This window comes from Nocardioides sp. P4_G4, assembly GCF_056401085.1.
The window spans coordinates 1-25,337 of the sequence record NZ_JBFUKA010000069.1 but is presented as its reverse complement, the minus strand read 5'-3'; the positions used below and the strand labels follow the sequence as shown (position 1 = coordinate 25,337).

The window sequence follows — 25,337 nt, the reverse complement described above, 5'->3', positions numbered from 1 at the left end:
GACGTGCCCCGCACGCTGCATCGTGCTGACCTCGGCTCCCACCGGGATGATCTGGGTCGCCCTGATGTCCAGCGGCGCGGAGGCCGTCCTCTCCTCCCAGGTCTCGCTCGACGACCTCGTGGAGACCATCGAGCACGTCCTGGCCGGAGACGAGGTCGTGGACCCCGAGCGCCGGGCGTCGATGATCCAGGAGTGGGAGGACATCACCAGCCAGTTCGAGCAGATGGCCGGCCGCCTCTCGACCCTGTCGCCACGCGAGCTCGACGTCCTCGAGCGGGTGTCCCGCGGGGAGTCGGCGGCGGAGATCGCGGTCAGCCTCGGCGTGGCCCTCACCACCGTCCGCAGCCACATCAAGGCGGGCCGCAACAAGCTGGGGGTCAACTCCCAGCTCGCGGCGGCGGCGATCCTGCGACGACGACCCGACATCGAGGGGGCCGGTCCCGTGGCCTCCGCGAGCAAGGCGTGATCGCAGCGCGCCTCGCACCGTTAGGCTTCCCGCGTGACTGAGACGATCCCGGGCGCCGACCCGAGCCAGCTCGATGACCACGCCTTCGCCGCCTGGGCGGCCGAACAGGCCGGTGCCGTCCTCCTCGAGGTGCGCGCCGGGGCCGACGACCGCGGCCTCGAGGGCAAGGCCCTCAAGGACGCCGGCGACGCCGCCGCGCAGGAGGTCCTGGCCCGCGTGCTCGCCGAGCACCGTCCCGACGACTCGGTGCTGAGCGAGGAGGCCGCCGACGACAAGGGCCGCCTGCAGGCGCGCCGGGTCTGGATCATCGACCCGCTCGACGGCACCCGTGAGTTCTCCGAGCCCCCCCGCGACGACTGGGCCGTGCACGTCGCCCTGTGGGAGGACGGCGAGCTCAGCGCCGGCGCCGTGGCCCAGCCCGCGCTGGGCGAGACGTTCAGCACCGGTACCCCGCCCGCGGTCCCGGCGCGCACCGCCGACCGCCCCCGCATCGCCGTCAGCCGCACCAGGCCGCCGGCCTTCGTGCAGGCCCTGGCGGCCGACATCGACGCCGAGCTGGTGCCGATGGGATCGGCCGGCGTCAAGGTGATGAGCGTGGTGCGCGACGTGGCCGACGCCTACGTGCACGCGGGTGGTCAGTACCAGTGGGACAACGCCGCCCCGGTCGTCGTGGCCCGTGCGGCCGGCCTGCACTGCTCGCGCGTCGACGGCTCGCCGCTGGTCTACAACGAGGACGACACCTCGCTGCCCGACCTGATCGTGTGCCGTCCCGAGCTGGCAGAGCAGATCATCGCCTTCGTCCGTGCCCACGGGACCGACTGACCCACAAACCCGCTTGGCGACGTCGGTGCCGACTGCCACGGTGGGGCCATGACCTCCTTCGTCTCCCACACCACCGTCGACTGCGCCAACGCCTACGAGCTCTCCGAGTGGTGGAAGCAGCTGCTCGGCTACGTCGACGTCGACGGCGACCCCAACCTGCCCGGCCACGAGGAGTGCATGGTCCTCGACCCGACCTCGGGCCACCGCCTGCTCTTCATCGAGGTCCCCGAGCCCAAGGCCGGCAAGAACCGCGTCCACCTCGACCTGCGCCCCCGCTCCGGCACGCGCGACGAGGAGGTCGAGCGGGTGCGTGCGCTGGGGGCCACCGAGGTCGGTGACCACCGCGGCCAGTACGGGCCCGGCACCGGCTGGGTGGTGTTCGCCGACCCCGAGGGCAACGAGTTCTGCGTCCTGCGCACCCAGGACGAGGTCTGTTCGGCGTCCGCGGAGTAGGGGCCGCGAACGCGACTCGGCCCCGGAGCAGTGCTCCGGGGCCGAGGTCAGTGGTGGGTGGTGCGCGCTACCGATCGCCCGAGCGTCAGTAGCGGATCGTGTAGAAGCCGGCGGCCAGCGTCGTGATCTGGCTGGTGCCCTTGATGATCACGCGGAAGTAGACCTTCTGGCCGCGACGACCGGTGGGCAGCTTGACCCTGAAGGCGCTCTTCTTGTTGGTCTTGACCGTGCGGTACTTCTTGTAGTTCTTGCCGACCTTGCGCTGGATGACGACCTTCTTCTTCTTGTACGACGGCTTGATCTTGCCGACGATGCTCGTCCCGGGCGTCTTGGCCTTGAGCTTGTAGGTCACGCCGACGTTGAGGACGGCGGACTCGCTCGGGGCGTAGTTGTCCTCGTAGGCGTTGGTCGCGGCGTAACCGGAGTAGACGACCTTGTAGGCCACGTTGGACGTGGGCTTCTGGTCGGGCAGGCTCAGGTAGCCGCTGGCGTCGACGGTGGCGATCGGCACCCACGTCGGATTGGACGGCGTGTACTGGTAAAGCGTGGCGGTGCCCTCGTAGGCGCTGCTGCCGTCGGAGGCGACCACGGCGCCACGCAGGACCACGTCGCCGCCGTACTCGACCGGGTTGTCGCCGTAGGCGAGCTCGATGGTCGTGGTGGTGGTCAGGTTGTCGGTGGCCTGGGCCGGTGCGCTGATCGCGACCGGAGCCAGTCCGAGGAGGCCGGCCGTGGTCAGGCCGGCGATGAGTCGAGTGAAGCGCATGTGCCCCGTATCCCCTTTCGATGGGCGCCGTCGGCGCCCGCCATGTCAGACGCGGGCCGATCGCGGCCCGCTGGCCGCGACCTACCCAGCCCCCCGCCCCGGCAAACCACCGGGGACCACTCGACTTTCGCGGTGCCTTCGTAGACTGAGCGGCGACCCCCGTCCATCAGTGGACGGGGGCTCGACGGCGTGCCCGCAGGGGTGCGTCCGACCCCCCGATGAGAGGACGCGATGAGCGCGCTGACCCGAGTGGCCGACGACCTGCTGGCCGGACCGGTGCTGGCCGACGCGATGGCCGACTCCCGCGACGTCGCCACGCTCGACCTCACCGGTCCCGGCGCCGTACGTCCCTTCGTGATCCGCGGCCTCGTCGACGCCGGCCGCACGGTCCTGGCCGTGACCGCCACGGCCCGCGAGGCCGAGGACCTGGTCGAGGAGCTCGTCGACCTCGTGGACCCGGCACGCATCGCCTACTACCCGAGCTGGGAGACGCTGCCCCACGAGCGGCTCAGCCCGCGCAGCGACACCGTCGGTCGGCGGCTGGCGGTGCTGCGCCGGCTGCGCCACCCCGGCACCGACGCCACCAACGGCCCGCTGTCGGTGGTCGTCGCCCCGATCCGGTCGCTCCTCCAGCCCCAGGTGCGGGGTCTGGCGGACCTCGAGCCGGTCGAGCTCGTCCCCGGCCAGACGGTCGCCCTGGAGGACGTCGTCCRCGGCCTCGCGGACGCGGCGTACACCCGGGTGGACATGGTCGAGAAGCGCGGCGAGTTCGCCGTGCGCGGCGGCATCGTCGACGTCTTCCCACCGACCGAGGAGCACCCGCTGCGGGTGGAGTTCTGGGGCGACGAAGTCGAGGAGATCCGCGCGTTCGCGGTCGCCGACCAGCGCACCATGGGCGCCGTCGAGCGCCTGTGGGCCCCGCCGTGCCGGGAGCTGCTGCTCACCGACGAGGTACGCCGCCGCGCCGCCGAGCTGGGTCGCGCGCACCCGCAGCTGCTCGAGCTGACCGACAAGATCGCCCACGGGATCGCGGTGGAGGGCATGGAGTCGCTGGCGCCCGCGCTGGTCGACGAGATGGAGCTGCTGGTCGACCTGGTCCCGGCGGACACGACCGTCCTGGTGCTCGATCCGGAGCGCGCCCGCACCCGGGCCCACGACCTGGTCGCCACCAGCGAGGAGTTCCTCGGCGCCAGCTGGGCCGCCGCGGCCGGGGGTGGCCAGTCGCCCATCGACCTGTCCACGGCGTCGTACCGCGAGGTCGCCGACGTGCGCGAGCACGCCCTCGACCGCCGCCTCTCGTGGTGGACCGTGAGCCCCTTCGGCATCGAGACCGACGACGTCGCCGGCGTGGACCTCGACGTCGTGGTCGGGGCCGTGTCGTCGCGGTCCCTGACCGCGCAGCCCGCGGAGGCCTACCGCGGCGACCTCGAGCGCGCCATCGCGGACGTCCGCGGCTGGCTGGCCGACGGCTACCGCGTCACGGTGGTGCACCCCGGGCACGGCCCCGCCGAGCGGATGGTGGAGGTCCTCGGCGAGCACGACGTGCCGGCCGGGCTCGACGCCGACGGCGCGGGTGTCGTCACCGTCACCACCGGCTGCCTCACCCAGGGCGTCGTCGACCCGGCGGTGCGGGTCGCGCTGATCACCGGGGAGGACCTCAGCGGGCAGAAGGCCTCCACGCGCGACATGCGCAAGATGCCGGCCCGTCGCAAGAAGCAGATCGACCCCCTCGAGCTCAAGGCCGGCGACTACGTCGTGCACGAACAGCACGGCGTGGGCCGCTTCGTGGAGATGATGCAGCGCGAGATGGCGGGGGCCACCCGCGAGTACCTCGTCCTGGAGTACGGCGCGTCCAAGCGTGGCGCCCCGCCGGACCGCCTCTTCGTGCCGGCCGACACCCTCGACCAGGTCACCCGCTACGTCGGCGGCGAGCAGCCCAGCCTGGACCGGCTCGGCGGCGGGGACTGGACCAAGCGCAAGAACCGGGCCCGCAAGGCGGTCCGCGAGATCGCCGCCGAGCTCATCAAGCTGTACGCCGCCCGGCAGGCGACCCAGGGCCACGCGTTCGGCCCCGACACCCCGTGGCAGCGCGAGCTCGAGGACGCCTTCCCCTTCAACGAGACCCCCGACCAGCTGAGCACCGTCGACGAGGTCAAGGCCGACATGCGTCGTACCGTCCCGATGGACCGCTTGGTCTGCGGCGACGTCGGCTACGGGAAGACCGAGATCGCGGTCCGCGCGGCGTTCAAGGCGGTGCAGGACGGCAAGCAGGTGGCCGTCCTGGTGCCCACCACGCTGCTGGTCACCCAGCACCTCAGCACCTTCACCGAGCGGATGAGCGGCTTCCCGGTCGTGCTCAAGGGCCTCTCGCGCTTCCAGACCGACAAGGAGGCCCGCACGGTGATCGACGAGCTCGCGACGGGCGCGGTCGACATCGTGGTGGGCACCCACCGGCTGCTCAACCCCGACATCCGGATGAAGGACCTCGGCCTGATCATCGTCGACGAGGAGCAGCGCTTCGGTGTGGAGCACAAGGAGCAGATGAAGCGGCTGCGTACCTCGGTCGACGTGCTCTCCATGAGCGCGACCCCGATCCCGCGCACCCTCGAGATGGYGGTCACCGGCATCCGCGAGATGTCCACGATCACCACCCCGCCCGAGGAGCGGCACCCGGTGCTGACCTACGTGGGCGCCTACGAGGACCGCCAGGTCGTCGCCGCCGTACGCCGCGAGCTGCTCCGCGAGGGCCAGGTCTTCTTCATCCACAACCGGGTCAACTCGATCGAGAAGGCCGCCGCCCGCATCCGCGAGCTCGTGCCCGAGGCGCGGGTCGCCACGGCGCACGGCCAGATGGGGGAGCACCAGCTCGAGCAGGTGATGCTCGACTTCTGGGAGAAGCGCTTCGACGTGCTCGTCTGCACGACCATCGTGGAGTCGGGCCTCGACGTGTCCAACGCCAACACGATGATCATCGAGCGGGCCGACACCCTCGGCCTGTCCCAGCTGCACCAGCTGCGCGGTCGCGTCGGTCGGTCCCGGGAGCGGGCGTACGCCTACTTCCTCTACCCGGCCGAGAAGCCGCTGACCGAGACCGCCCACGAGCGGCTGGCCACCCTGGCCCAGCACTCCGACCTCGGCGGCGGCATGGCCATCGCCATGAAGGACCTCGAGATCCGCGGCGCGGGCAACCTGCTCGGCGGCGAGCAGTCCGGCCACATCGCCGACGTCGGCTTCGACCTCTACGTGCGCCTCGTCGGCGAGGCGGTCGCGGACTTCAAGGGCGACGCCGAGCCCGAGGTCAACGAGGTGCGCATCGAGCTGCCCGTCGACGCCCACCTGCCGCACGACTACATCCCCTCCGAGCGGCTGCGGCTCGAGATCTACAAGCGCCTCGCCGAGGTGCGCTCCGACGAGGACGTCGACGGGCTGCGCGAGGAGCTCGTCGACCGGTACGGCGAGCCGCCGGCCGTCGTGGAGTCGTTGCTGATCGTGGCGCGGTTCCGTGCCCGGGCGCGGAGCGCCGGTGTCGGCGAGGTGACGATCGCGGGCAAGAACGTGCGGTTCGCACCCGTCGACCTGCCCGAGTCGCGCGTCGTACGCCTCAACCGGATCTATCCGCGGTCCATCGTCAAGGCCCCGGTGAGCACGATCCTGGTGCCGCGTCCGCAGACGGCGGTCGTGGCGGGGAAGCCGATCTCGGGCATCGCCCTGCTTGAATGGGCCCGAGGTGTGATCGACACCATCATCGACCCGCCCGAGGCCCAGCAGTCCCAGTCGTCCCAGTCGTCGAGGAGTGACGCGTGAGCAAGACCCGTGTGAAGACCGCCCTGCGGACGGCGGGAGCCGTGGCCCTCTCCGGGCTCGTGCTCACCGGGTGCGCCGGTTCCGCCCGACCGGGGGTGGCCATCGAGGTCGGCGACGAGACGATCTCCACCAGCACCGTGGACAGCGCGTCCGCGCACCTGTGCACCGCGCTCGGCGACGAGTTCAGCGCCAACGGCACCGTGGTGCCGATGGGCTTCATCCGCCAGGGCGTCGTCCAGCTCATGACCCTGTCCTCGACCGCGCACCAGATCGCCGACGAGTACGGCGTGGAGCCGGGCGCGGCGTACCAGCGCGAGGTCGCGACGCGCACCCGCACCGCCGAGGCCTTCCCCGAGGAGGTCCGCGACGACTACGTCGAGGTGATGAGCGCCAACGCGCTCGCCAACGACGTCCTCGAGCAGGTCGGCCGGGCCGAGCTGGCCGAGCAGGGCTTCGAGGACCCGACCGTCGACGAGGTCACCCAGGCCGGCACCGACATCTTCACCTCGTGGCCCGACGCCAACGGGGTCACAGTGGACCCGCGCTACGGCGTGGAGCTGATCGACGGGACCCTCGCCCCGGTCGACACCAACCTCTCGGTCGCCGTCGGCGACGACGCGAAGGCGGGCCTGGCGACCGAGCCCGACGCGACGTACGCCAACACGCTGCCCGAGAACCACCGCTGCGGCTGATCTCGGTGGCTGAGCCCGTGCCAGGAGCCGTGCCGGTGTCGCCGGGACAGCCCGCGTCGGGGGAGGCCCTCGTCGAGTTCGTCGCGGTGATGCGGCGACTGCGGGCCGAGTGCCCGTGGAAGGCCGCCCAGACGCACTCGTCGCTCGCCCGCTACCTGCTCGAGGAGACCCACGAGACGCTCGAGGCGATCGACGCGGGGGTGGGGTCCGGCGACTGGGACCACCTGCGCGAGGAGCTGGGCGACCTGCTGCTCCAGGTCTACTTCCACGCGGCGATCGCCGAGGAGCGCGGGGACTGGACCGTCGACGACGTCGCCGCCGACATCGTCGCCAAGCTGCGCCGCCGCAACCCGCACGTCTTCGGCGAGGTCGCCGGGGAGGTCACCGGGGAGGTCGCCGGTGAGGTGCTCACCCCCGAGCAGGTCAACGCGGAGTGGGAGGCGCGCAAGGCGGTCGAGAAGCCGCAGCGCACCTCGGTCACCGACGGCCTGCCACCCGGCCTGCCCGCCCTGCTGTACGCGGACAAGGTGCTCGACCGCCTCGCCCGCGCCGGACGTCACGGGGAGCGGTCGGAGGAGCAGCCGCTCCCCATGACGTCCGAGGAGCTGGGGGAGCGCCTGCTGGAGCTCGTGGACCGGGGCCGAGCGGCGGGTGTCGACCCCGAGCAGGCCCTGCGCCTCGCCGTACGCCGTCAGGTCGACGACGCGGAGCGCCTCGCCCGGGAGCGGTGAGCCAGCCACCTTCCCGGTGCCCGCGAGGTGGCTCCCGCACCGCTCCGGCGCGTGTCCCTGCCGACACGCCGGAGCAGCGGTGGACCAGCCACACGTCGGCGTCCGGGAATGTGGGCCAGGCACCGCGGGCGACGGGGGCACCGGTCCGAGCGGGTCTAGGCTGAGGGCGCACGTGACCCCACCCACGACTTCCCAGGAGCAACCTGTGGCATCCATCGCAGCTGTCGGCGCCCGCGAGATCCTCGACTCACGAGGCAACCCCACCGTCGAGGTGGAGGTCGTCCTCGACGACGGCGCGTTCGGCCGCGCCGCCGTGCCCAGCGGTGCCTCCACCGGCGCCTTCGAGGCCGTGGAGCTGCGCGACGGCGGCAAGCGGTACGTCGGCAAGGGCGTACAGAAGGCCGTCAAGGGCGTCGTGGAGGACATCTCCGGGGTGATCATCGGCCTCGAGGCCGACGACCAGCGGGTCGTCGACCAGGCCATGCTCGACCTCGACGGCACGCCCAACAAGGCCAAGCTCGGCGCCAACGCCATCCTCGGAGCCTCGCTGGCCACCGCGCGGGCGGCGTCGGAGTCGGCGGGCCTGCCGCTGTTCCGCTACGTCGGCGGCCCCAACGCCCACCTGCTCCCGGTGCCGATGATGAACATCCTCAACGGCGGCTCGCACGCGGACTCCAACGTCGACATCCAGGAGTTCATGATCGCCCCGATCGGTGCGGCGACCTTCGCCGAGGCGCTGCAGCAGGGTGCCGAGGTCTACCACGCGCTCAAGGCCGTGCTGAAGAAGAAGGGCCTGGCCACCGGGCTCGGCGACGAGGGCGGCTTCGCCCCCGACCTCTCCTCCAACCGCGCCGCGCTCGACCTGATCGCCGAGGCCGTCAAGTCCGCCGGCCTCAAGCTCGGCAAGGACATCGCGCTCGCGCTCGACGTCGCGGCCAGCGAGTTCCACGACCGCAAGAAGTACTCCTTCGAGGGCAAGAAGAAGTCGGCCGACGAGATGACGGCCTACTACGCCGAGCTCGTCGCGTCGTACCCGATCGTCTCCATCGAGGACCCGCTGGACGAGGACGACTGGTCCGGCTGGAAGACCCTCACCGCGCAGCTCGGCGACACCACCCAGATCGTCGGCGACGACCTGTTCGTCACCAACGTCGAGCGCCTCGGTCGCGGCATCGACGAGCAGTCGGCCAACGCCCTGCTGGTCAAGGTCAACCAGATCGGCTCGCTCACCGAGACCCTCGACTCCGTCGACCTCGCCCACCGCAACGGCTTCCGCTGCATGATGAGCCACCGCTCGGGCGAGACCGAGGACACGACCATCGCCGACCTCGCCGTCGCCACCAACTGCGGCCAGATCAAGACCGGCGCACCGGCCCGCTCCGAGCGCGTCGCGAAGTACAACCAGCTGCTCCGCATCGAGGACGAGCTGGGTGACGCGGCTCGCTACGCCGGCGCGGGCGCGTTCCCCCGTTTCAAGGCCTGATCGGGGCAGACTGCTCCCCATGGCTTCGCAGCGTCGTACTCCCCGGGGTGGACCCGGTGGGACCACGGGGCCCGGCTCGCGCACGCCGCGCGGCCGGTCCCTCGCGTCCCGACCGTCCACCCCGGCGGGGTCGCGCCCGGGTGCGGACGGCCATCCGCGTCGCCCGCGGCTCACGGGACGAGCCGCCGTGCTCGTCCTGGTGCTCGCCGTGCTCACGGTCTCGTACGCCTCGTCGATGCGCGCCTACCTCCAGCAGCGCTCCCACATCTCCGAGCTCAAGACCGCCATCGCCGAGCGCGAGTCGAGCATCAACGACCTCGAGCGCGAGAAGCAGCGCTGGGAGGACCCGGCGTACGTCAAGGCCCAGGCGCGCGCCCGCTTCGGCTATCTGATGCCCGGCGAGACCGGCTTCAAGGTGCTGGACGAGAACGGTCGTCCCCTCGAGCAGCAGGCCACCCTCAACGACCCCGACGACGTGCTCAAGATCGAGCCGACGCCGTGGTGGTCGCCGGCCTGGGACTCCGTCGAGCTCGCCGGCAACCCGCCCCCGCCCCAGCCCGAGACCCCGTCGGTCATCGACGGCGTCAAGCTCGACAAGTCCGGACAGCAGTGACCCCACCGATCGACCCTGCCGAGCCCATCGAGCCCACCGAGCCCATCGAGCCCATCGACCCTGCCGAGCCCACCGAGCCCACCGAGACTGCCGGGCCCGTCGACCCCGCCGACGTCGCGGCCGTGGCCGCCCAGCTCGGCCGGGAGCCCCGCGCCATCCACGAGATCGGGCACCGCTGCCCGTGCGGCAACCCCGACGTGGTGACGACCCTGCCGCGGCTGCCCAACGGCACGCCGTTCCCCACGACGTACTACCTCACCTGCCCGCGCGCGGCCTCCCGCATCGGCACCCTGGAGGGGTCGGGACTGATGAAGGAGATGCAGGACCGCCTCGCCGAGGACCCCGAGCTGGCGTCCGCCTACCGCGGGGCCCACGAGGCCTACCTCGCCGCGCGCGACGGACTCGCGGCCGGCGCCGGGCAGGACGTCCCCGAGATCGCGGGGATCACGGCCGGCGGGATGCCAGACCGGGTCAAGTGCCTGCACGTCCTCGCGGGCCAGTCGCTGGCCCAGGGGCGCGGCGTCAACCCGCTCGGCGACGAGGTGCTCGACCTGCTGGGCGAGTGGTGGGCACCCGGTCCCTGCGTCGGACGGGAAGCGCCGGACACCGACTGAGCGGCGCTCGTGCGGCGGCGTACCGCGATGCGGCCGCACACTGGCGAGGCCACCCCGTGGGGTGGTAGTCACGTTCACGTGACTGGACTCCTGATCGACGGTCAATGGTGCGGCGCGTCGGACGGAGGCGTCCGGATGATCCGGTGCCCCGCCGACCAGAGCGAGGTCGGTGAGGTGCCCGAGGCGACGGCCGACGACGCGGCGGCCGCCGTACGAGCGGCGCGGCGCGCCTTCGACGAGGGGCCGTGGCCGCACACCTCGGCGTTCGATCGAGCCGCGCTCCTGCGACGGGTGGCCGACCGCCTCGTGGCCGAGAAGGACGAGGTCGCGCGGCTGGAGAGCCTCGACACCGGCAAGCGCTTCGTGGAGTCACAGCTCGACGTCGACGACATCGAGGCGGTCTTCCGCCACTTCGCCGACCTCGCCGCGGCCGACGCGGGCCGGGTCGTCGACACCGGGCTGGCCGACGTCTCCAGTCGCGTCCTGCACGAGCCGGTCGGGGTGTGCTCCCTGATCACGCCGTGGAACTACCCGCTGCTGCAGACGAGCTGGAAGGTGGCCCCGGCGCTCGCGGCGGGCAACACCTTCGTGCTCAAGCCCAGTGAGCTGACGCCGCACACCTCGATCTGGCTGGTGCGGGTCCTCACCGAGGAGGGCCTCCCGCCGGGCGTTGCGAACCTCGTCCTCGGCGCCGGGGCGGCGGTGGGCCCGACCCTCACCGCGCACGAGGACGTCGACCTGGTCTCGTTCACCGGCGGCCTGGTCACCGGTCGCGCGATCATGGCCGCCGCCGCGCCGACGGTGAAGCGGATCGCCCTGGAGCTGGGTGGCAAGAACCCCAACGTGGTGTTCGCCGACGCCGACCTGCCTGCCGCGATCGACAACGCGCTCACCGCGATCTTCCTCGACTCCGGCCAGGTGTGCTCGGCCGGCGCCCGCCTCGTGGTCGAGGAGAGCATCCACGACGAGGTGGTCGACGCGATCGTGGCGCGGGCCCGGCAGATCCGGCTGGGCGGACCCTTCGAGGAGGACGCCGAGACCGGCCCGCTGATCAGCGAGGCGCACCGGGACAAGGTCGCGACCTACGTCGCCGAGGCCCTCGAGGACGGCGCCACCCTGCGCTGCGGTGGCGGTCCGCCGGAGGGGGAGGAGCACGCCGCGGGGTGGTACTTCGCCCCGACGGTGCTCGACGGCTGCACCCGCGACATGCGCTGCGTCCGCGACGAGTCCTTCGGGCCGGTCCTGACGGTCGAGACGTTCTCGGGGGCCGACCGCGACGCCGCCGAGGACGCCGCGGTGGCGATCGCCAACGACACCGTCTACGGACTCGCCGGTGCCGTGTGGTCCGAGAACGCCGGACGCGCCGAGCGTGTGGCGCGGCGGCTGCGGCACGGCACCATCTGGATCAACGACTACCACCCCTACGTCCCGGGGGCCGAGTGGGGCGGCTTCAAGCAGTCCGGGATCGGGCGCGAGCTGGGTCTGGCGGGGCTGGAGGAGTACCGCGAGACCAAGCACGTGTGGCACAACACCCGGCCGGCCCCCGCCGGCTGGTTCGCCGACAGGACGCTGGAGGGCCGGTCATGAAGGGTCACTACGACTACGTCATCGTGGGCGGGGGCTCGGCAGGGTCGGCCCTGGGCAACCGCCTGAGCAGCGACCCGTCCACGCGGGTGCTGGTGCTCGAGGCGGGGCGCAGCGACTTCCGCATCGATCCGTTCATCCACATGCCGGCGGCGCTGCCCTACCCGATCGGCAACCGGTTCTACGACTGGAAGTACGAGTCCGACCCCGAGCCCCAGATGGACGGGCGCCGGATCTACCACGCCCGCGGGAAGGTCCTCGGCGGCTCCTCGTCGATCAACGGGATGATCTTCCAGCGGGGCAACCCGATGGACTACGAGCGGTGGGCGGCCGAGCCCGGCATGGCCGAGTGGGACTACGCCCACTGCCTGCCCTACTTCAAGCGCATGGAGACCGTGCTGCTCGAGAACGGCAGCACCGGCGCGGACGCCTGGCGGGGCGGGTCCGGCCCCCTGGTGACCGAGCGCGGCCCCGCGAGCACGCCGCTGTTCGGCGCGTTCTTCGAGGCCGTGCAGCAGGCCGGCTACCCGCTGACCGACGACGTGAACGGCTACCGGCAGGAGGGCTTCGCCAAGTTCGACCGCAACGTCCACCGTGGGCGGCGGCTCTCGGCGGCGCGTGCCTACCTCCATCCCGTGCGGGACCGCAGGAACCTCACGATCGAGACCCTGGCGATGGTGACCGGGCTCCGCATGGAGGGCAACCGCTGCACCGGGGTCGACTACACGCGGGCCGGGCGCCTGCACCGCTCGGTGTCCGCCGGGGAGGTCGTCCTCTGCGGAGGCGCCTTCAACTCCCCCCAGCTGCTCCAGCTGGCCGGTATCGGGGACCCCGAGGTCCTGCGGGCCGCCGGGGTGCAGCCCCGTGTGGACCTGCCCGGCGTGGGCAGCAACCTGCAGGACCACCTCGAGGTCTACGTCCAGTACGCCTCGACCCAGCCGGTCTCCATCGCCCCGTGGCTGGCCCACCGCCACAAGCCGCGGGTCGGCGCGGAGTGGCTCTTCGGCCGCCGCGGGGTGGGGGCCTCCAACCACTTCGAGGCGGGGGGGTTCATCCGCTCCAACGACGACGTCGAGTGGCCCAACCTGATGTTCCACTTCCTGCCGATCGCCATCCGGTACGACGGGTCGAAGCCGGCCGAGACCGAGCACGGCATCCACGGCTACCAGGTGCACATCGGTCCCATGTACGCCGACACCCGCGGCCACGTGCACATCCGCTCGACCGACCCCTACGAGCACCCCTCCATCTTGTTCAACTACCTCTCCACCGACAACGACAAGCGGGAATGGGTCGAGATGGTCAGGGCCGCGCGCGGCATCCTCGAGCAGCCCGCCTTCGCCTCCTTCAACGGCGGGGAGATCTCTCCGGGACCCTCGGTGGAGACCGACGAGGAGATCCTCGAGTGGGTGCGTCGGGACGGGGAGACCGCCCTGCACCCCTCGTGCACGGCCAAGCTGGGCACCGACGAGAGTGCGGTGGTCGACCCGGCGTCGATGCGGGTGCACGGCACGGAGGGCCTGCGGGTCGTCGACGCCTCGGTCTTCCCGTTCGTCACCAACGGCAACATCTACGCCCCGGTGATGATGGTGGCCGAGAAGGCCGCCGACCTGATCGCGGGCAACACGCCGCTGCCCAGCCTGGAGGTGCCGTGGTACCGCCACGGCGCCGGCGACCCGCCGTACCCGCCCGGTGACCCGCGCAACGAGGCGTGGAACACCGCCCGCGACCTCCCGAGCGCGGCCGGGGTCCGTGCCGCCCAGGTCCTGCCCCGGCACAATGAGCCGCGTGCCTGACGACACCCGGACCGTGGCCGCCATCGACTGCGGCACCAACTCGATCAAGCTGCTGATCGGCACGCCGCCCGAGGTCGTGTGGCGCGAGTCGCGCGTCGTGCGCCTGGGGCAGGGCGTCGACACCACGGGCGAGCTGTCCGACGAGGCGCTGGCCCGCACCTTCGCGGCGATCGACGAGCTCGCCGAGGTGCTGCGACAGCACGGTGTGCCGCCCGGGCGCACCCGCTTCTGCGCCACCTCGGCGACCCGCGACGCCCGCAACGCCGCCGTCTTCGTCGAGGGCGTGCGTGCCCGCCTCGGCGTGGGCCCGGAGGTGCTGAGCGGTGCCGAGGAGGCCGCCCTGGTGTACGCGGGCGCGGTCGGCCCGCTGACCCCGATGCCCGCCGAGCCGGTGCTGGTCGTCGACATCGGGGGAGGCTCCACCGAGCTGGTCCTCGGCGAGGACGGGCCGCAGGAGTCGACCTCCATGGACATCGGGTCGGTCCGCCTCCACGAGCGCCACCTGCACTCCGACCCGCCGACCGACGCGCAGGTCGCCGCCTGCGTCGCCGATGTCGAGCGCCACCTCGACGACTCGCCCGTCGAGGCCGGGAGGGCCCGCACGGTCATCGGCACGTCGGGGACGATCAAGACGATCGCCTGCGGCGTCCTGGACCTGGCGGCGTACGACCGGGATGCCTTCGACGGCGCCGAGCTCTCGGTCGCGGACACGCTGGCGTTCTGCGACCGGCTGGTGGCGATGAGCGTCGACGAGCGGCGGGCGCTGCCCTACATGCACCCGGGCCGCGCCGACGTGGTCGGTGCCGGGGCGCTGATCTGGGCCCGCATCCTGGCGCGTGCGTCGGTGCGCACCTACCGCGTCTCCGAGGCCGACATCCTGCACGGCATCGCGGCCTCCATCGGCACGTCTGCCGGGGCCTGAGGGAGCGCCCCGTGCCCGGCGACCTGCCGCACCCCCTCACCGGCCGCACGTTCGCGTCCCCGGTCCCGCCGGGCACCGGCTGGCCCGAGGACCCCGCGGCGGCCGGCACCCGGGTGGCCCGCACCGCGGGCGGCGTACGACGCCTGGCGGTGACCGACGACCTCGGCGCGCTGGACGCCCGGGTCAGCGTCTGCTCGGCCTGCCCACGGTTGGTGCGCTGGCGCGAGGACGTCGCGCGCGACAAGCGGGCGTCGTTCGCCGACCAGCCCTACTGGGGGCGACCGATCCCCGGCTGGGGCGACCCGGAGGCCGGCATCCTCGTCGTCGGGCTGGCGCCGGCCGCCAACGGCGGCAACCGCACCGGACGCGTCTTCACCGGGGACTCGAGCGGCGACTGGCTCTTCGCGAGCCTGCACCGGGTCGGCCTCGCGACCCTGTCGACGAGCACCCACGCCGGCGACGGGCAGCAGCTGGTCGGCACCCGGATGGTGGCCACGGTGCGGTGCGCGCCGCCGGACAACAAGCCGACGCCGGAGGAGCGGGACACCTGCGCCCCGTGGCTGCACACCGAGCTGCGGCTGCTGGCGCCCCGCGTGCGCGTCGTCGTCGCGCTGGGGGCGTACGGGTGGGCGGGGTCGCTCACCGGGCTGGCCGGTCTCGGCCTCGACGTGCCCCGACCACGGCCCCGGTTCGGACACGCGAACGAGGTGCGCATCGGCGACGTCACCCTGCTCGGCTGCTACCACCCCTCGCAGCACAACACCTTCACCGGTCGTCTCACCCCGGAGATGCTCGACGCCGTGTTCCTCCGGGCGCGGACGCTGGCATCCGGGGACGGTCGGGACCCTGACAGGATGACGCGGTGACCCTCCACGCCATCACCGTCCTCGGCCACGACCGCCCGGGGATCATCGCCGGCACCACCGACCGGATCGCCGGCCTGGGCCTCAACCTCGAGGACTCGACGATGACGCTGCTGCGTGGCCACTTCGCCATGACGCTGGTGTGCGCAGGTGACGCGCGCGCGGCCGACATCGAGCAGGCGCTCGCACCGCTCGCCGCCGACGGCACCCTCACGGTCACCGTCCGCGAGGTGCCCGAGGAGCAGCCGCACCCGTCGGACGGCAGCCAGTGGGTGCTGACCGTCCACGGTGGCGACCGGCCCGGCATCGTGTCTGCCGTCATCGGCGAGATCGCAGAGGTGGGCGGCAACGTCACCGACCTCACCACCCGCCTCGCGGGCGACCTCTACCTGCTCATCGCCGAGCTCGACCTGCCGGCCACGGTGGACACCGACTCCCTGGCGGTGTCGCTGCGCTCGGTCGCCGACCAGCTGGGCGTCGGCGTGACCCTGCGTCCCGCGGAGTCCGACGAGCTGTGAGCATCCATCCCCACGTGGCGGCCTGGACCGAGGCCGACCTCGACGTCGTCGGGCGCGTGCGCGACGTCGTACGGGCTCCCGCCCGCGTGCTGTCGACCGACGGCGGCCGGGTGGACCCGACCTCCCCGGAGACCGTGCAGCTCGCCGCCGACCTGGTGGCCACGATGCGGGTCTCGCCCGGGTGCGTCGGTCTCGCGGCCCCGCAGGTGGGGGAGGGCGTCAAGGTGTTCTGCGTCGACGTCTCCGAGCACCCCAAGGCGCGCGACCACCACGGGACCTTCGTGCTGTGCAACGCGGAGGTGGTGGAGTCGAGCCGCAACGAGAAGGCCCGCGAGGGCTGCATGAGCGTCCCCGACCTGACCGGTGACGTGAAGCGCCCGAGCCGGGTCGTGGTCCGCGGCCAGCTCCCCGGCACCGGCGAGGAGGTCACCCTCGAGGCCGACGCCTTCGAGGCCCGCGCGCTCCAGCACGAGATCGACCACTGCGACGGCCTCCTCTTCCTCGACCGCGCGGCGGGGGCGCACGCGATCTACGCTCGCAAGACCTACCTGTAGCCCCGGTATCCCAATCGGCAGAGGAAGCGGTCTTAAAAACCGCGCAGTCTGGGTTCGAGTCCCAGTCGGGGCACTGTGCCGTACGCCTGCCCGGAGGATCCGGCGGCTGGGGGCCGTCGAAGTCTCCGCGTTGTCCGGCACCTCCTCGTGGTGCTGCCCGAGCGCCGGCGCCACCCCTATCGTGGGTGCCCGACCTACGGAGGGGGATCCATGGGACACCGATCAGCGCTGACAGCACTCGTCGTGGCGCCACTCGTGCTGATGGGCACCGTGGTGATGCTCGGCCAGCCGGTGGCCGCGGCCGGGCCTACGTGCGACGGACGGACGCCGACGATCGTCGGGACGCAGGGAGCCGACACGCTCACCGGAACGCCCGGTGACGACGTCATCGCCGGCCTCGGGGGCCTCGACCGCATCGACGGCGGCGCGGGCGACGACGTCATCTGTGGCAACGCCGGGCCGGACGAGATCACCGGCGGGGAGGGCGACGACCGCCTGTACGGCGGCACCAACGGCCGGCTCAACGTGTTCGAGAGCGAGGCGGAGCCCGCCGGCGACCTGGTGGTCCCGGGACCCGGTGACGACCTCGTCGACCTGGGCGTCAACACGGTGCTGCGAGCCGACGGGTGGAACCCGCCCGACACCCTCGACTTCGGCGGCGCCGACGCGGGGGTCACGGTCGACCTCGTCGCCGGCACGGCGACGGGCGAGGGGACGGACACGCTGGTCGTCGCGCAGCCCCAGCCCACCGTCGGGTACGTCGTCGAGCTGCTGGGGTCGCCGTACGCCGACCACCTCCTCGGCACCGAGGACGCGGACCAGCTGGTCGGCAACGGCGGCGGTGACCGGATCGAGGCCCGAGGCGGGGACGACCTGGTCCTCAACGCCTGGGACGAGTACTCGCCGCCGCAGGGCGAGCCCGCCGACGACGTCTTCGACGGTGGCGCCGGCGACGACTCCCTCGACTCGACCGGTGGCACGGACGTGCTGCTCGGCGGCCCGGGTCGCGACCACCTGCGCAAGGAGCGCGGCGCGACCACGATGGACGGCGGCCCCGACGCCGACGTGCTCGAGCTCTACCTCTCGCCCGGACGCCACACGGTCTCCGGCGGCGACGGCACCGACGACATCTCCGTCTCCGTGCTGAGGCGCGGCTCCGCCCACAGGCCCGCGTGGGGCGTCTTCGACCACGGCCGGGGCCTCTTCCGGGCCGGCACGCCGGACGGCGGCCGCACCCGCGTCGTCGTCGACTCGGTGGAGCGGGTCACGATGCCGGGCGCCCAGGGACGGTGGACCTACCTCGGCACGCCCGGCGACGACCGCGTGCGTGGCGGGGCGGCGTACACGGCCAGGGGACGCGGGGGAGACGACCGCATCGACGGCTCGTACGCCGACGACGTGCTGCTCGGCGGCGCGGGTCGCGACCGGGTGCGCGGGCATCGCGGGACCGACCGCTGCCGGGCCGAGATCGTGCGCGGATGTGAGTGACCGAGCGGGAACACCGCCGCGTTCTCGCACGTTTGTACAAACGTGCACCCGAGTAAGGTGGGCGCAACCAGATGCGGCCTCCAAGGAGAGACCATGAAGAGCAACAACCCGATCTTTGCCCGGTCCGAGCAGTTCAACGGCACCGGCTCCAACGCCTACGGCAACCAGACCTACGCCGGCGGTGGCCAGTCCTACCCCGGCTACGGCCAGACGCAGACGGCCTCGTCCGCCGCGACCGACCCGTCCCAGTGGGGCACCGGCACGCCGACCACCCCGGAGGTCGACGGTGGACGGATGACGGTCGACTCCGTCGTCCAGAAGACCGCGATCACGCTGTTCGTCGTCATCGCGACCGCCGCCGCCACCTGGCTCTGGACCGGTGACCTCGACGCGAGCCCGGACAACGTCAACAAGCTGTACCTCGCCCTCATGGTGGGCTCGTTCGGCGCGTTCGGGTTGTCGATGCTCAACTCCTTCAAGCGGGTGATCAGCCCGGCCCTGGTGATCGCCTTCGCGGCGCTCGAGGGTGTCGCGCTGGGTGCGTTCTCGAAGTTCATCGACGCCACCTTCGTCGCGGACAGCTCCACCGGACTGGCCGACAACATCGTGGTGCAGGCCGTCATCGGCACCTTCGCCGCCTTCGCCGGCACGCTGGCCGCCTACAAGTTCTTCGACATCCAGGTCGGCAACAAGTTCCGCACCTTCGTGGTCGCGGCCATGTTCGGCATGGTGGCGCTCGGCCTGCTCGAGATGGTGCTCGGCTTCTTCGGCAACCAGATCGGCTTCTTCGGCTTCGGCGGCATGGGCCTGCTGTTCGCCATCGGTGGCCTGGTGCTCGGTGTCTTCATGCTGATCCTCGACTTCGACTACGTCGAGAAGGGCGTGGCCGCCGGCCTCCCCGAGCGCGAGTCGTGGCGTGCGGCGTTCGCGCTGACCGTGAGCCTCGTGTGGATCTACACCAACCTGCTGCGGATCCTCGCGATCTTCAGTCAGGACTGATCGACCAGCAGCACTGATCGACCAGCCCGGGCGCACACCGCGCCCGTCGGGCTATCGCGTCTCCGCCGGCCTCTCGTCCATGGACGAGGGGCCGGCGTCATGCTGTCCGGCCTCCCGGGGTACGGCGTCGCCCTCGCTGGTCTCGGGGGTCTCGGTCTCCCCGCCGGGACGACGGCGACGACGGCGCAGCTCGACCCAGCGGCCGCGCAGCCCGCGCTGCGAGCCGGACACCTCGGTGCCGTCGAGCTCGGTACCGGGGTTCTGGACCGCCTGGGCGGCCGCGGTCGCGACCGGCATGACGCCCTCGCCGCGGAAGGCCTCGGGCAGCGCCTCGTCGTCGGGACCGAGGCCCAGGGCGGCCAGGCACGACGGCATGAGGACGGCCGCCAGCTGGCGGTAGCCGTCGGCGCTGGGGTGGAACTGGTCCGGTCCGAAGAGCAGCGCCGGGGCGGCCGCGAACTCGGGCCCGAGCACGGAGGCCAGCGAGACCGTGCGCCCGCCGGCCTCGACCACCGCGATGGTCTGCGCGGCCGCGAGCCGGCGCGACCAGGACCGCGCGACCTGCCTGAGCGGGGGAGCGATCGGCTTGATCGTGCCGAGGTCCGGGCACGTGCCGACCAGGACCGCGACCTCCGCGTCGCGGAGGCGGCGTACGGCCTCGGACAGGTGGCGCACCGACTGGGTCGGGGTGACGGTGTGGGTCACGTCGTTGGCGCCGATGAGGATGACGGCCACGTCGGGATGGGTCGACAGCGCCGCCTCGACCTGGCTGGCCAGGTCGCTGGACTGGGCGCCGACCACCGCGTGCTCGCGCAGGTGGACCCGGCGGTCGGCCTGCACCGCGACCCCGCTGGCCAGGTGGGCGCCCGGGGTGTCCTCGACGCGCTCGACGCCGTAGCCGGCGGCGCTGGAGTCGCCGAGCAGGGCGATGCGGATCGCCGGACCGGGACGGCCGCGGCCGTACCAGCCGGTCGCGTCGGGTGGCGGGTCGTCGGTGAGGGTGCCGATCGCCCGGCGGGCGAGACGCGCCTCGGCGACCAGGACGCCGTACAGCCCGGCGCCCAGCACGGAGAGGCCTCCGCCGCCGAAAGCGGCGGCGGAGGCGAGCTTGCGTGCGGCGGCTGCGGTTCCCACGACTTCATGTTACGGGCCGGTAGGTGGCTAGATTGGCCGGGTGAAGTACGTCGAATCCTTGCTCGACCTCATCGGTGACACCCCGCTGGTGCGGCTCGACCGTTCCCTTGACCTCCCCTCCTCCACCGGAAGCCCCGAAGGCGGCACGGAAGGCGGCCCCGAAGACGAGCCCCGATCGGGTCCGCTGCTGCTCGCCAAGGTGGAGTACCTCAACCCCGGCGGGTCCGTGAAGGACCGCATCGCGACGCGCATGATCGAGGCCGCAGAGGCCTCCGGCGCGTTGCAGCCCGGCGGCACGATCGTGGAGCCGACCTCCGGCAACACGGGCGTCGGCCTGGCGATGGTGGCCCAGCAGAAGGGCTACCACTGCATCTTCGTGTGCCCGGACAAGGTCAGCGAGGACAAGCGCAACGTGCTCAAGGCGTACGGCGCCGAGGTGGTCGTCTGCCCGACGGCGGTCGCCCCCGAGCACCCGGACTCCTACTACAACGTGTCCGACCGCCTGGCCGCGCAGCCGGGCGCGTGGAAGCCCGACCAGTACTCCAACCCGCACAACCCGCGCTCGCACTACGAGACCACCGGCCCGGAGATCTGGGAACAGACCGACGGCCGGATCACCCACTTCGTGGCGGGCGTCGGCACCGGCGGCACGATCAGCGGCATCGGCCGCTACCTGAAGGAGCAGAACCCCGACATCCAGGTGATCGGCGCGGACCCGGCCGGCTCGGTCTACTCGGGCGGCAGCGGGCGGCCCTACCTCGTCGAGGGCGTGGGCGAGGACTTCTGGCCCGAGACCTACGACCGGTCGATCGCCGACCGGATCATCGAGGTGTCGGACGCCGACTCGTTCGCCTTCACCCGAAGGCTGGCCCGCGAGGAGGCGATGCTGGTCGGCGGCTCGTCCGGCATGGCGGCGTACGCCGCGCGCCAGCTGGTCCACGAGCTCGCCGCCGAGGGGCGCGACGACGCGGTCGTCGTCGTCCTGCTGCCCGACTCGGGCCGCGGCTACCTCACCAAGGTCTTCAACGACGCCTGGCTGAGCCAGTACGGCTTCGCCACCGAGGGCGGGTCCGAGTCGCGCACCGTCGGGGAGGTGCTGCGCGGCAAGTCCGGGCGGCTGCCCGACCTCGTGCACACCCACCCGTCCGAGACCATCGCCGAGGCCGTGCACATCCTCCAGGAGTACGGCGTCTCGCAGATGCCCGTCGTCCGCGCCGAGCCGCCGATCGTGGCCGCCGAGGTGGCCGGATCGGTCTCCGAGCGCGACCTGCTGGACGCGCTCTTCGCCGGGAAGGCCACCCTCACCGACCCGGTCGAGGACCACATGTCGCCCCCGCTGCCGTCGATCGGCTCCACCTCGCCGGCCCGTGAGGCCGTCGCGATGCTGGAGAAGGCCGACGCCGCGCTGGTCCACGAGGACGGCAAGCCGGTCGGGGTGCTCACCCGACAGGACCTGCTGGCCTACCTGGCGAAGGGCTGAGAGCGATGAGGTCCACCACGCCCCGCGGCGGGCGCGCGCTCGCCGCTGCCCTCCTCGTGCTCGCCCCGGTGCTGGCGCTCGGCGCCTGCGGCGGGGACGAGCCCGCCGACCCCGAGGCCCCGGTCACGGTCGAGGTCGGCAAGGAGTTCAGCTGGAACGGCTTCACCGTCCCGTCCGGCTGGGAGTACGACACCATCACCGAGCAGGTCGCGCTCGAGGAGCAGACGCACCCGCTCGTGCGGGCCAAGGTCGTCAACGACGGGGACGAGGCCCGCTCGGCGCTCTTCGAGCTCGTCTTCGTCTCGGACGGCGACGTGCTGGCCACCATCAACTGCACCTCCACCGAGGAGCTCGACCCGGACCAGGAGGGCGACCTCTTCTGCCCGGGCTACGGGCAGCCGGTGCCCGACGGCTACGACAAGGTCGTCGTGCAGCCGGTCACCCGGTCGTAGTCGCCGCCCCTCCCGAGGACGTGGCCGAGGAGCTCGCCGACAGCACGTCGGCGAGCTCCTCGATGCCGTCGACGAGCCGGGTGCCGGGGCGGGCCCACGACGCGTTGGCGTCGACTGCGTGCACCGCGACACCCGCGGGGAGCACGCCGGAGGCGACGAGCTCGTCGGCCAACGCCTGCGCGCCGTCGCGGTCGTAGCCGCAGGGGGCCACCACCACGACGTCGGGACGCGCGGCGTGGACGTCCTCCCAGGTGATCCGCACGCTCTTCTCGCCGGCGGTGCCGAGCACCGGCTCACCGCCGGCGAGGTCGATCATCTCGGGGATCCAGTGGCCCGGCGCGAACGGCGGGTCGGTCCACTCCAGCAGCACCACGCGCGAACGCGCCCGCGTGCCCACGCGTCGTACGACGTCGGCGAGACGCCGGTGCGTGTCCTGCACGAGGGCGTCGGCCTCGACCTCGCGTCCGGTGGCCCGACCGAGGACCCGGATCGAGTCCAGCACCTCGCTCAGCGTGTGCGGGTCGATGGTGAGCACCTCGGCGGTGCAGCCGAGGTGGGCGAGCGCGTCGTCGACGACCGAGACGTCGACGGCACACACCGCGCACAGGTCCTGGGTCACCACCAGCTCGGCGTCCAGGCCGGCCAGGGCGCCCTCGTCGAGGTGGTAGAGGTCGTCGCCGCGCTGCACGGCGGCCACCACGAAGTCGTCGATCTCGCGCGGGCCGAGCCCCTCCGGCATCGCACTCGTGGACACGATCGTGCGGCTGCGCGCCTCGACGGGGTGGTCGCACTCGAAGGTCACGCCGACGACGTCGTCGCCCGCCCCGATCGCGAAGAGGATCTCGGTGGTCGAGGGGAGCAGGGAGACGATGCGCACGAGCGCCAGCCTAGGGTGACGGCGTGGAGCTGACGACCGGGACCGTGCTGCTCCTGATGCTGGCGGCGCTGTCCGCCGGCTTCGTGGACGCGGTGGTCGGTGGGGGTGGGCTGATCCAGCTCCCGGCCCTCCTGCTCGGCCTCCCGGGAGCCTCCGTGGTGCAGATCGCGGCCACCAACAAGCTGTCGTCGCTCTGCGGGACGTCGATCAGTGCGGCCACGTTCTTCCGGCGGGTGCGACCCGACCCACGGACCTTCCTGCCGTTGATGCTCGCCGCGTTCGCGGGCTCGCTCGGCGGTGCCCTCGTGGCTTCGATGCTGCCCCGCAGCGCCTTCGACCCGATCATCCTCGTGGTCCTGGTGCTCGTCGGGGCCTACGTGTGGTTCAAGCCCTCGGTGGGGACGCTGACCGCGTTGCGCTACAGCGGCGGCACCCACGTCTCGGCGGTGGCGCTCACCGGACTGACGATCGGCTTCTACGACGGGTCGATCGGTCCGGGCACCGGCTCGTTCTTCGTGTTCGCCCTCGTCGGGGTCCTCGGCTACAACTTCCTCGAGGCCTCCGCCAAGGCCAAGCTCGCCAACTGGGCGACCAACCTCGCGGCGCTGGTCATCTTCGTCCCGCAGGGCGCGGTGATGTGGAAGCTCGGCCTGCTGATGGCCGGCGCGAACATCGTGGGCGGCTACGTCGGCGCCCGGGTCGCGGTCGCGCGCGGCGTGAGGTTCGTCCGGGTGTTCTTCCTCGTGGTGGTGTCGGCCTTCGTCGTGCGACTCGGCGGGGGTCTGCTGGGCGTCTGGTGAGCGGTTCACGACGCCCGCACCGGTAGCGTGCAGCCGTGAGCGTGATGGACCGGATCGACGACTTCCAGCGGGAGCATCCCGTCGTCGGGTTCCCGCTCGCGGTGGTCTACAAGTTCTTCGACGACCAGGGCAACTACCTGGCGGCGATGTTGACCTACTACGCCTTCGTGGCGATCTTCCCGCTCATGCTGCTCGGCACCTCGATCCTCGGGTTCGTGCTCGGCGCCAAGCCGGAGTGGCAGAACGAGATCCTGGACTCGGCGCTCGCCCAGTTCCCGATCATCGGCGACCAGCTCGGCCGACCCGAGGGGCTGCGCGGGTCGGCGGCGGGAGTCGCCTTCGGAACGCTCGCGGCGCTGTACGGCGCCCTGGGCCTCGCGCAGTCGCTGCAGAACGCGATGCACGTCGCCTGGTCGGTGCCGCGCAACTCGCGGCCCAACCCCTTCTACTCGCGGGTCAAGAGCCTGATCCTGCTGCTCACCGCCGGCGCTGCACTCCTCAGTGTGTCGGTCCTGTCGACGGTGGCGAGCACGACCACCACCTTCTTCGAGCAGGGTGAGCGCTGGCTCCTGCAGCTGGTGACGGTGCTCGTGGTGGGGGTCGGCCTGACCGTGCTCTTCCGCTTCGCCGCGACCGGGCAGCACAGCTTCCGCCGGGCCGCGCCGGGTGGCTTCTCGCTGGCCGTCATGTTCCAGCTCCTCCAGCTCGGCGGCGCGCTCTACGTCTCGAAGGTCCTCGTCGGCACCACCGCGATGACCAAGACCTTCGGACTGGTGCTCGGACTCGTCGGCTTCCTGTTCATCGGTGCGGTGATGGCGGTGCTCGCCATGGAGATCAACGTCGTGATCGCGAGACAGCTCTACCCGCGAGCCCTGCTCACCCCGTTCACCGATGCCGTGTCCCTGACCTCGGCCGACCGTCGCGCCTACGCGTCGTACGCCCGGATGCAGCGGCACAAGGGGTTCGAGAAGGTGTCGGTCTCGTGGGAGGAGGACGAGAGCGGCGCCGCCGCCGAGGCGCAGCCCCAGCCCGCGACCGACCCCGAACCGACGACCGGGCACCAGCCGGACCGCTTGACCGACTCCGCCCCGTGACGTCGTACCTCACTCTCGCGCGCGACGCGTCGGCCGAGATCGAGGTGAAGCGATCGCGGTTCCTGTGCACGCTGCGGTCGGTGGGTGACGAGGAGTCGGCGCGCGCCGTCGTGGCCGAGCAGCGGGCGCTCCACTGGGACGCGCGGCACCACTGCTCGGCCTTCGTGCTCGGTCCCGGTGCCGACCTGCAGCGCTCCAGCGACGACGGCGAGCCGGCCGGCACTGCGGGTGCGCCGATGCTCGAGGTGCTGCGGGGGGCGGGCGTCTCGGACGTGGCGGCCGTGGTCACCCGGTGGTTCGGCGGCACCCAGCTCGGCGCCGGCGGACTGGTC

The 25,337-nt window shown here is 72.3% G+C and carries 25 protein-coding genes and 1 tRNA gene; 23 read left to right on the top strand and 3 right to left on the bottom strand.

Annotation, left to right across the window (positions count from 1 at the left end; all coding sequences use genetic code 11):
* From AC1DQF_RS15960 to AC1DQF_RS15950, 3 genes are all read left to right on the top strand, one after another.
* Window positions 1–466 (top strand): helix-turn-helix transcriptional regulator (locus AC1DQF_RS15960; protein ID WP_477526204.1); only part of this gene is annotated, 466 nt, incomplete at its 5' end.
* Window positions 467–499: 33 nt separating this feature from the next.
* Complete coding sequence (locus AC1DQF_RS15955) at window positions 500–1,288, top strand: 3'(2'),5'-bisphosphate nucleotidase CysQ (RefSeq protein WP_477526203.1); 789 nt, start codon at window positions 500–502, stop codon at window positions 1,286–1,288.
* Window positions 1,289–1,336: 48 nt separating this feature from the next.
* Window positions 1,337–1,741 carry a VOC family protein gene (locus AC1DQF_RS15950; protein ID WP_477526202.1) on the top strand — a complete coding sequence of 135 codons (405 nt, stop codon included), beginning with the start codon at window positions 1,337–1,339 and terminating at the stop codon, window positions 1,739–1,741.
* Window positions 1,742–1,826: 85 nt separating this feature from the next.
* On the opposite strand, the gene AC1DQF_RS15945 is transcribed toward AC1DQF_RS15950, so the two are convergent.
* On the bottom strand, window positions 1,827–2,507 hold the full coding sequence (locus AC1DQF_RS15945; protein ID WP_477526201.1) for a hypothetical protein: 681 nt from the start codon (window positions 2,505–2,507) through the stop codon (window positions 1,827–1,829).
* Window positions 2,508–2,738: 231 nt separating this feature from the next.
* Here AC1DQF_RS15945 and mfd point away from each other — a divergent pair, with 231 nt between their 5' ends.
* The 15 genes from mfd (at window position 2,739) to AC1DQF_RS15870 (ending at window position 19,168) form a co-directional block, all read left to right on the top strand.
* Window positions 2,739–6,311: a transcription-repair coupling factor gene (mfd, locus tag AC1DQF_RS15940; protein ID WP_477526200.1), complete on the top strand. Its 3,573-nt coding sequence runs from the start codon at window positions 2,739–2,741 to the stop codon at window positions 6,309–6,311.
* Window positions 6,308–7,003, top strand: coding sequence for a hypothetical protein (locus tag AC1DQF_RS15935; protein ID WP_477526199.1), 696 nt, complete (start codon window positions 6,308–6,310; stop codon window positions 7,001–7,003). The genes mfd and AC1DQF_RS15935 overlap by 4 nt, the downstream gene beginning before the upstream one ends.
* Window positions 7,004–7,008: 5 nt before the next feature.
* The gene (locus AC1DQF_RS15930) at window positions 7,009–7,734 is read left to right on the top strand and encodes a nucleoside triphosphate pyrophosphohydrolase (protein ID WP_477526198.1); all 726 of its coding nucleotides are present in this window, start codon (window positions 7,009–7,011) and stop codon (window positions 7,732–7,734) included.
* A 205-nt stretch (window positions 7,735–7,939) separates the two neighbouring features.
* Window positions 7,940–9,217 carry a phosphopyruvate hydratase gene (gene eno / locus AC1DQF_RS15925; RefSeq protein WP_477526197.1) on the top strand — a complete coding sequence of 426 codons (1,278 nt, stop codon included), beginning with the start codon at window positions 7,940–7,942 and terminating at the stop codon, window positions 9,215–9,217.
* Window positions 9,218–9,404: 187 nt separating this feature from the next.
* Window positions 9,405–9,830, top strand: a complete 426-nt coding sequence (locus tag AC1DQF_RS15920; protein WP_477526196.1) for an FtsB family cell division protein — start codon at window positions 9,405–9,407, stop codon at window positions 9,828–9,830.
* Window positions 9,831–9,952: 122 nt separating this feature from the next.
* Entirely contained in the window at window positions 9,953–10,444 is a 492-nt protein-coding gene (locus AC1DQF_RS15915) for a DUF501 domain-containing protein (protein ID WP_477526207.1), read from the top strand.
* A gap of 135 nt (window positions 10,445–10,579) precedes the next feature.
* The gene (locus AC1DQF_RS15910; RefSeq protein ID WP_477526195.1) at window positions 10,580–12,031 is read left to right on the top strand and encodes an aldehyde dehydrogenase family protein; all 1,452 of its coding nucleotides are present in this window, start codon (window positions 10,580–10,582) and stop codon (window positions 12,029–12,031) included.
* On the top strand, window positions 12,028–13,824 hold the full coding sequence (gene betA / locus AC1DQF_RS15905) for a choline dehydrogenase (protein ID WP_477526194.1): 1,797 nt from the start codon (window positions 12,028–12,030) through the stop codon (window positions 13,822–13,824). Before AC1DQF_RS15910 ends, betA begins: the two co-directional genes overlap by 4 nt.
* Complete coding sequence (locus AC1DQF_RS15900; protein WP_477526193.1) at window positions 13,817–14,746, top strand: Ppx/GppA phosphatase family protein; 930 nt, start codon at window positions 13,817–13,819, stop codon at window positions 14,744–14,746. The genes betA and AC1DQF_RS15900 overlap by 8 nt, the downstream gene beginning before the upstream one ends.
* Window positions 14,747–14,757: 11 nt before the next feature.
* Complete coding sequence (locus AC1DQF_RS15895; RefSeq protein WP_477526192.1) at window positions 14,758–15,612, top strand: uracil-DNA glycosylase; 855 nt, start codon at window positions 14,758–14,760, stop codon at window positions 15,610–15,612.
* Window positions 15,609–16,127, top strand: coding sequence for a glycine cleavage system transcriptional repressor (locus AC1DQF_RS15890; protein WP_477526191.1), 519 nt, complete (start codon window positions 15,609–15,611; stop codon window positions 16,125–16,127). Before AC1DQF_RS15895 ends, AC1DQF_RS15890 begins: the two co-directional genes overlap by 4 nt.
* On the top strand, window positions 16,124–16,681 hold the full coding sequence (locus tag AC1DQF_RS15885) for a peptide deformylase (RefSeq protein ID WP_477526190.1): 558 nt from the start codon (window positions 16,124–16,126) through the stop codon (window positions 16,679–16,681). The genes AC1DQF_RS15890 and AC1DQF_RS15885 overlap by 4 nt, the downstream gene beginning before the upstream one ends.
* Window positions 16,681–16,754 (top strand) — tRNA-Leu (locus AC1DQF_RS15880). The genes AC1DQF_RS15885 and AC1DQF_RS15880 overlap by 1 nt, the downstream gene beginning before the upstream one ends.
* A 137-nt stretch (window positions 16,755–16,891) precedes the next feature.
* Complete coding sequence (locus tag AC1DQF_RS15875) at window positions 16,892–18,169, top strand: calcium-binding protein (protein ID WP_477526189.1); 1,278 nt, start codon at window positions 16,892–16,894, stop codon at window positions 18,167–18,169.
* 93 nt (window positions 18,170–18,262) lie between these two features.
* Window positions 18,263–19,168, top strand: coding sequence for a Bax inhibitor-1/YccA family protein (locus AC1DQF_RS15870; RefSeq protein ID WP_477526188.1), 906 nt, complete (start codon window positions 18,263–18,265; stop codon window positions 19,166–19,168).
* A 51-nt stretch (window positions 19,169–19,219) separates the two neighbouring features.
* Here the strand turns inward: AC1DQF_RS15870 and AC1DQF_RS15865 are convergent, their stop codons facing one another.
* The gene (locus AC1DQF_RS15865; RefSeq protein WP_477526187.1) at window positions 19,220–20,302 is read right to left on the bottom strand and encodes an SGNH/GDSL hydrolase family protein; all 1,083 of its coding nucleotides are present in this window, start codon (window positions 20,300–20,302) and stop codon (window positions 19,220–19,222) included.
* A gap of 40 nt (window positions 20,303–20,342) precedes the next feature.
* On the opposite strand from AC1DQF_RS15865, the gene AC1DQF_RS15860 reads away from it, so the two are divergent.
* The gene (locus tag AC1DQF_RS15860) at window positions 20,343–21,782 is read left to right on the top strand and encodes a cystathionine beta-synthase (RefSeq protein WP_477526186.1); all 1,440 of its coding nucleotides are present in this window, start codon (window positions 20,343–20,345) and stop codon (window positions 21,780–21,782) included.
* A gap of 5 nt (window positions 21,783–21,787) precedes the next feature.
* The gene (locus AC1DQF_RS15855) at window positions 21,788–22,234 is read left to right on the top strand and encodes a hypothetical protein (RefSeq protein WP_477526185.1); all 447 of its coding nucleotides are present in this window, start codon (window positions 21,788–21,790) and stop codon (window positions 22,232–22,234) included.
* Here the strand turns inward: AC1DQF_RS15855 and AC1DQF_RS15850 are convergent.
* On the bottom strand, window positions 22,221–23,111 hold the full coding sequence (locus tag AC1DQF_RS15850; RefSeq protein ID WP_477526184.1) for an ABC transporter substrate-binding protein: 891 nt from the start codon (window positions 23,109–23,111) through the stop codon (window positions 22,221–22,223). The genes AC1DQF_RS15855 and AC1DQF_RS15850 overlap by 14 nt on opposite strands.
* 56 nt (window positions 23,112–23,167) lie before the next feature.
* Between AC1DQF_RS15850 and AC1DQF_RS15845 the strand changes: the two genes are divergently transcribed.
* The 3 genes from AC1DQF_RS15845 to AC1DQF_RS15835 form a co-directional block, all read left to right on the top strand.
* The gene (locus AC1DQF_RS15845) at window positions 23,168–23,911 is read left to right on the top strand and encodes a TSUP family transporter (RefSeq protein WP_477526206.1); all 744 of its coding nucleotides are present in this window, start codon (window positions 23,168–23,170) and stop codon (window positions 23,909–23,911) included.
* A gap of 44 nt (window positions 23,912–23,955) precedes the next feature.
* On the top strand, window positions 23,956–25,005 hold the full coding sequence (locus tag AC1DQF_RS15840; protein WP_477526205.1) for a YihY/virulence factor BrkB family protein: 1,050 nt from the start codon (window positions 23,956–23,958) through the stop codon (window positions 25,003–25,005).
* Window positions 25,002–25,337, top strand: a 336-nt coding sequence (locus AC1DQF_RS15835; protein ID WP_477526183.1) for an IMPACT family protein, incomplete at its 3' end; no start/stop codon positions are given. The genes AC1DQF_RS15840 and AC1DQF_RS15835, both read left to right, overlap by 4 nt.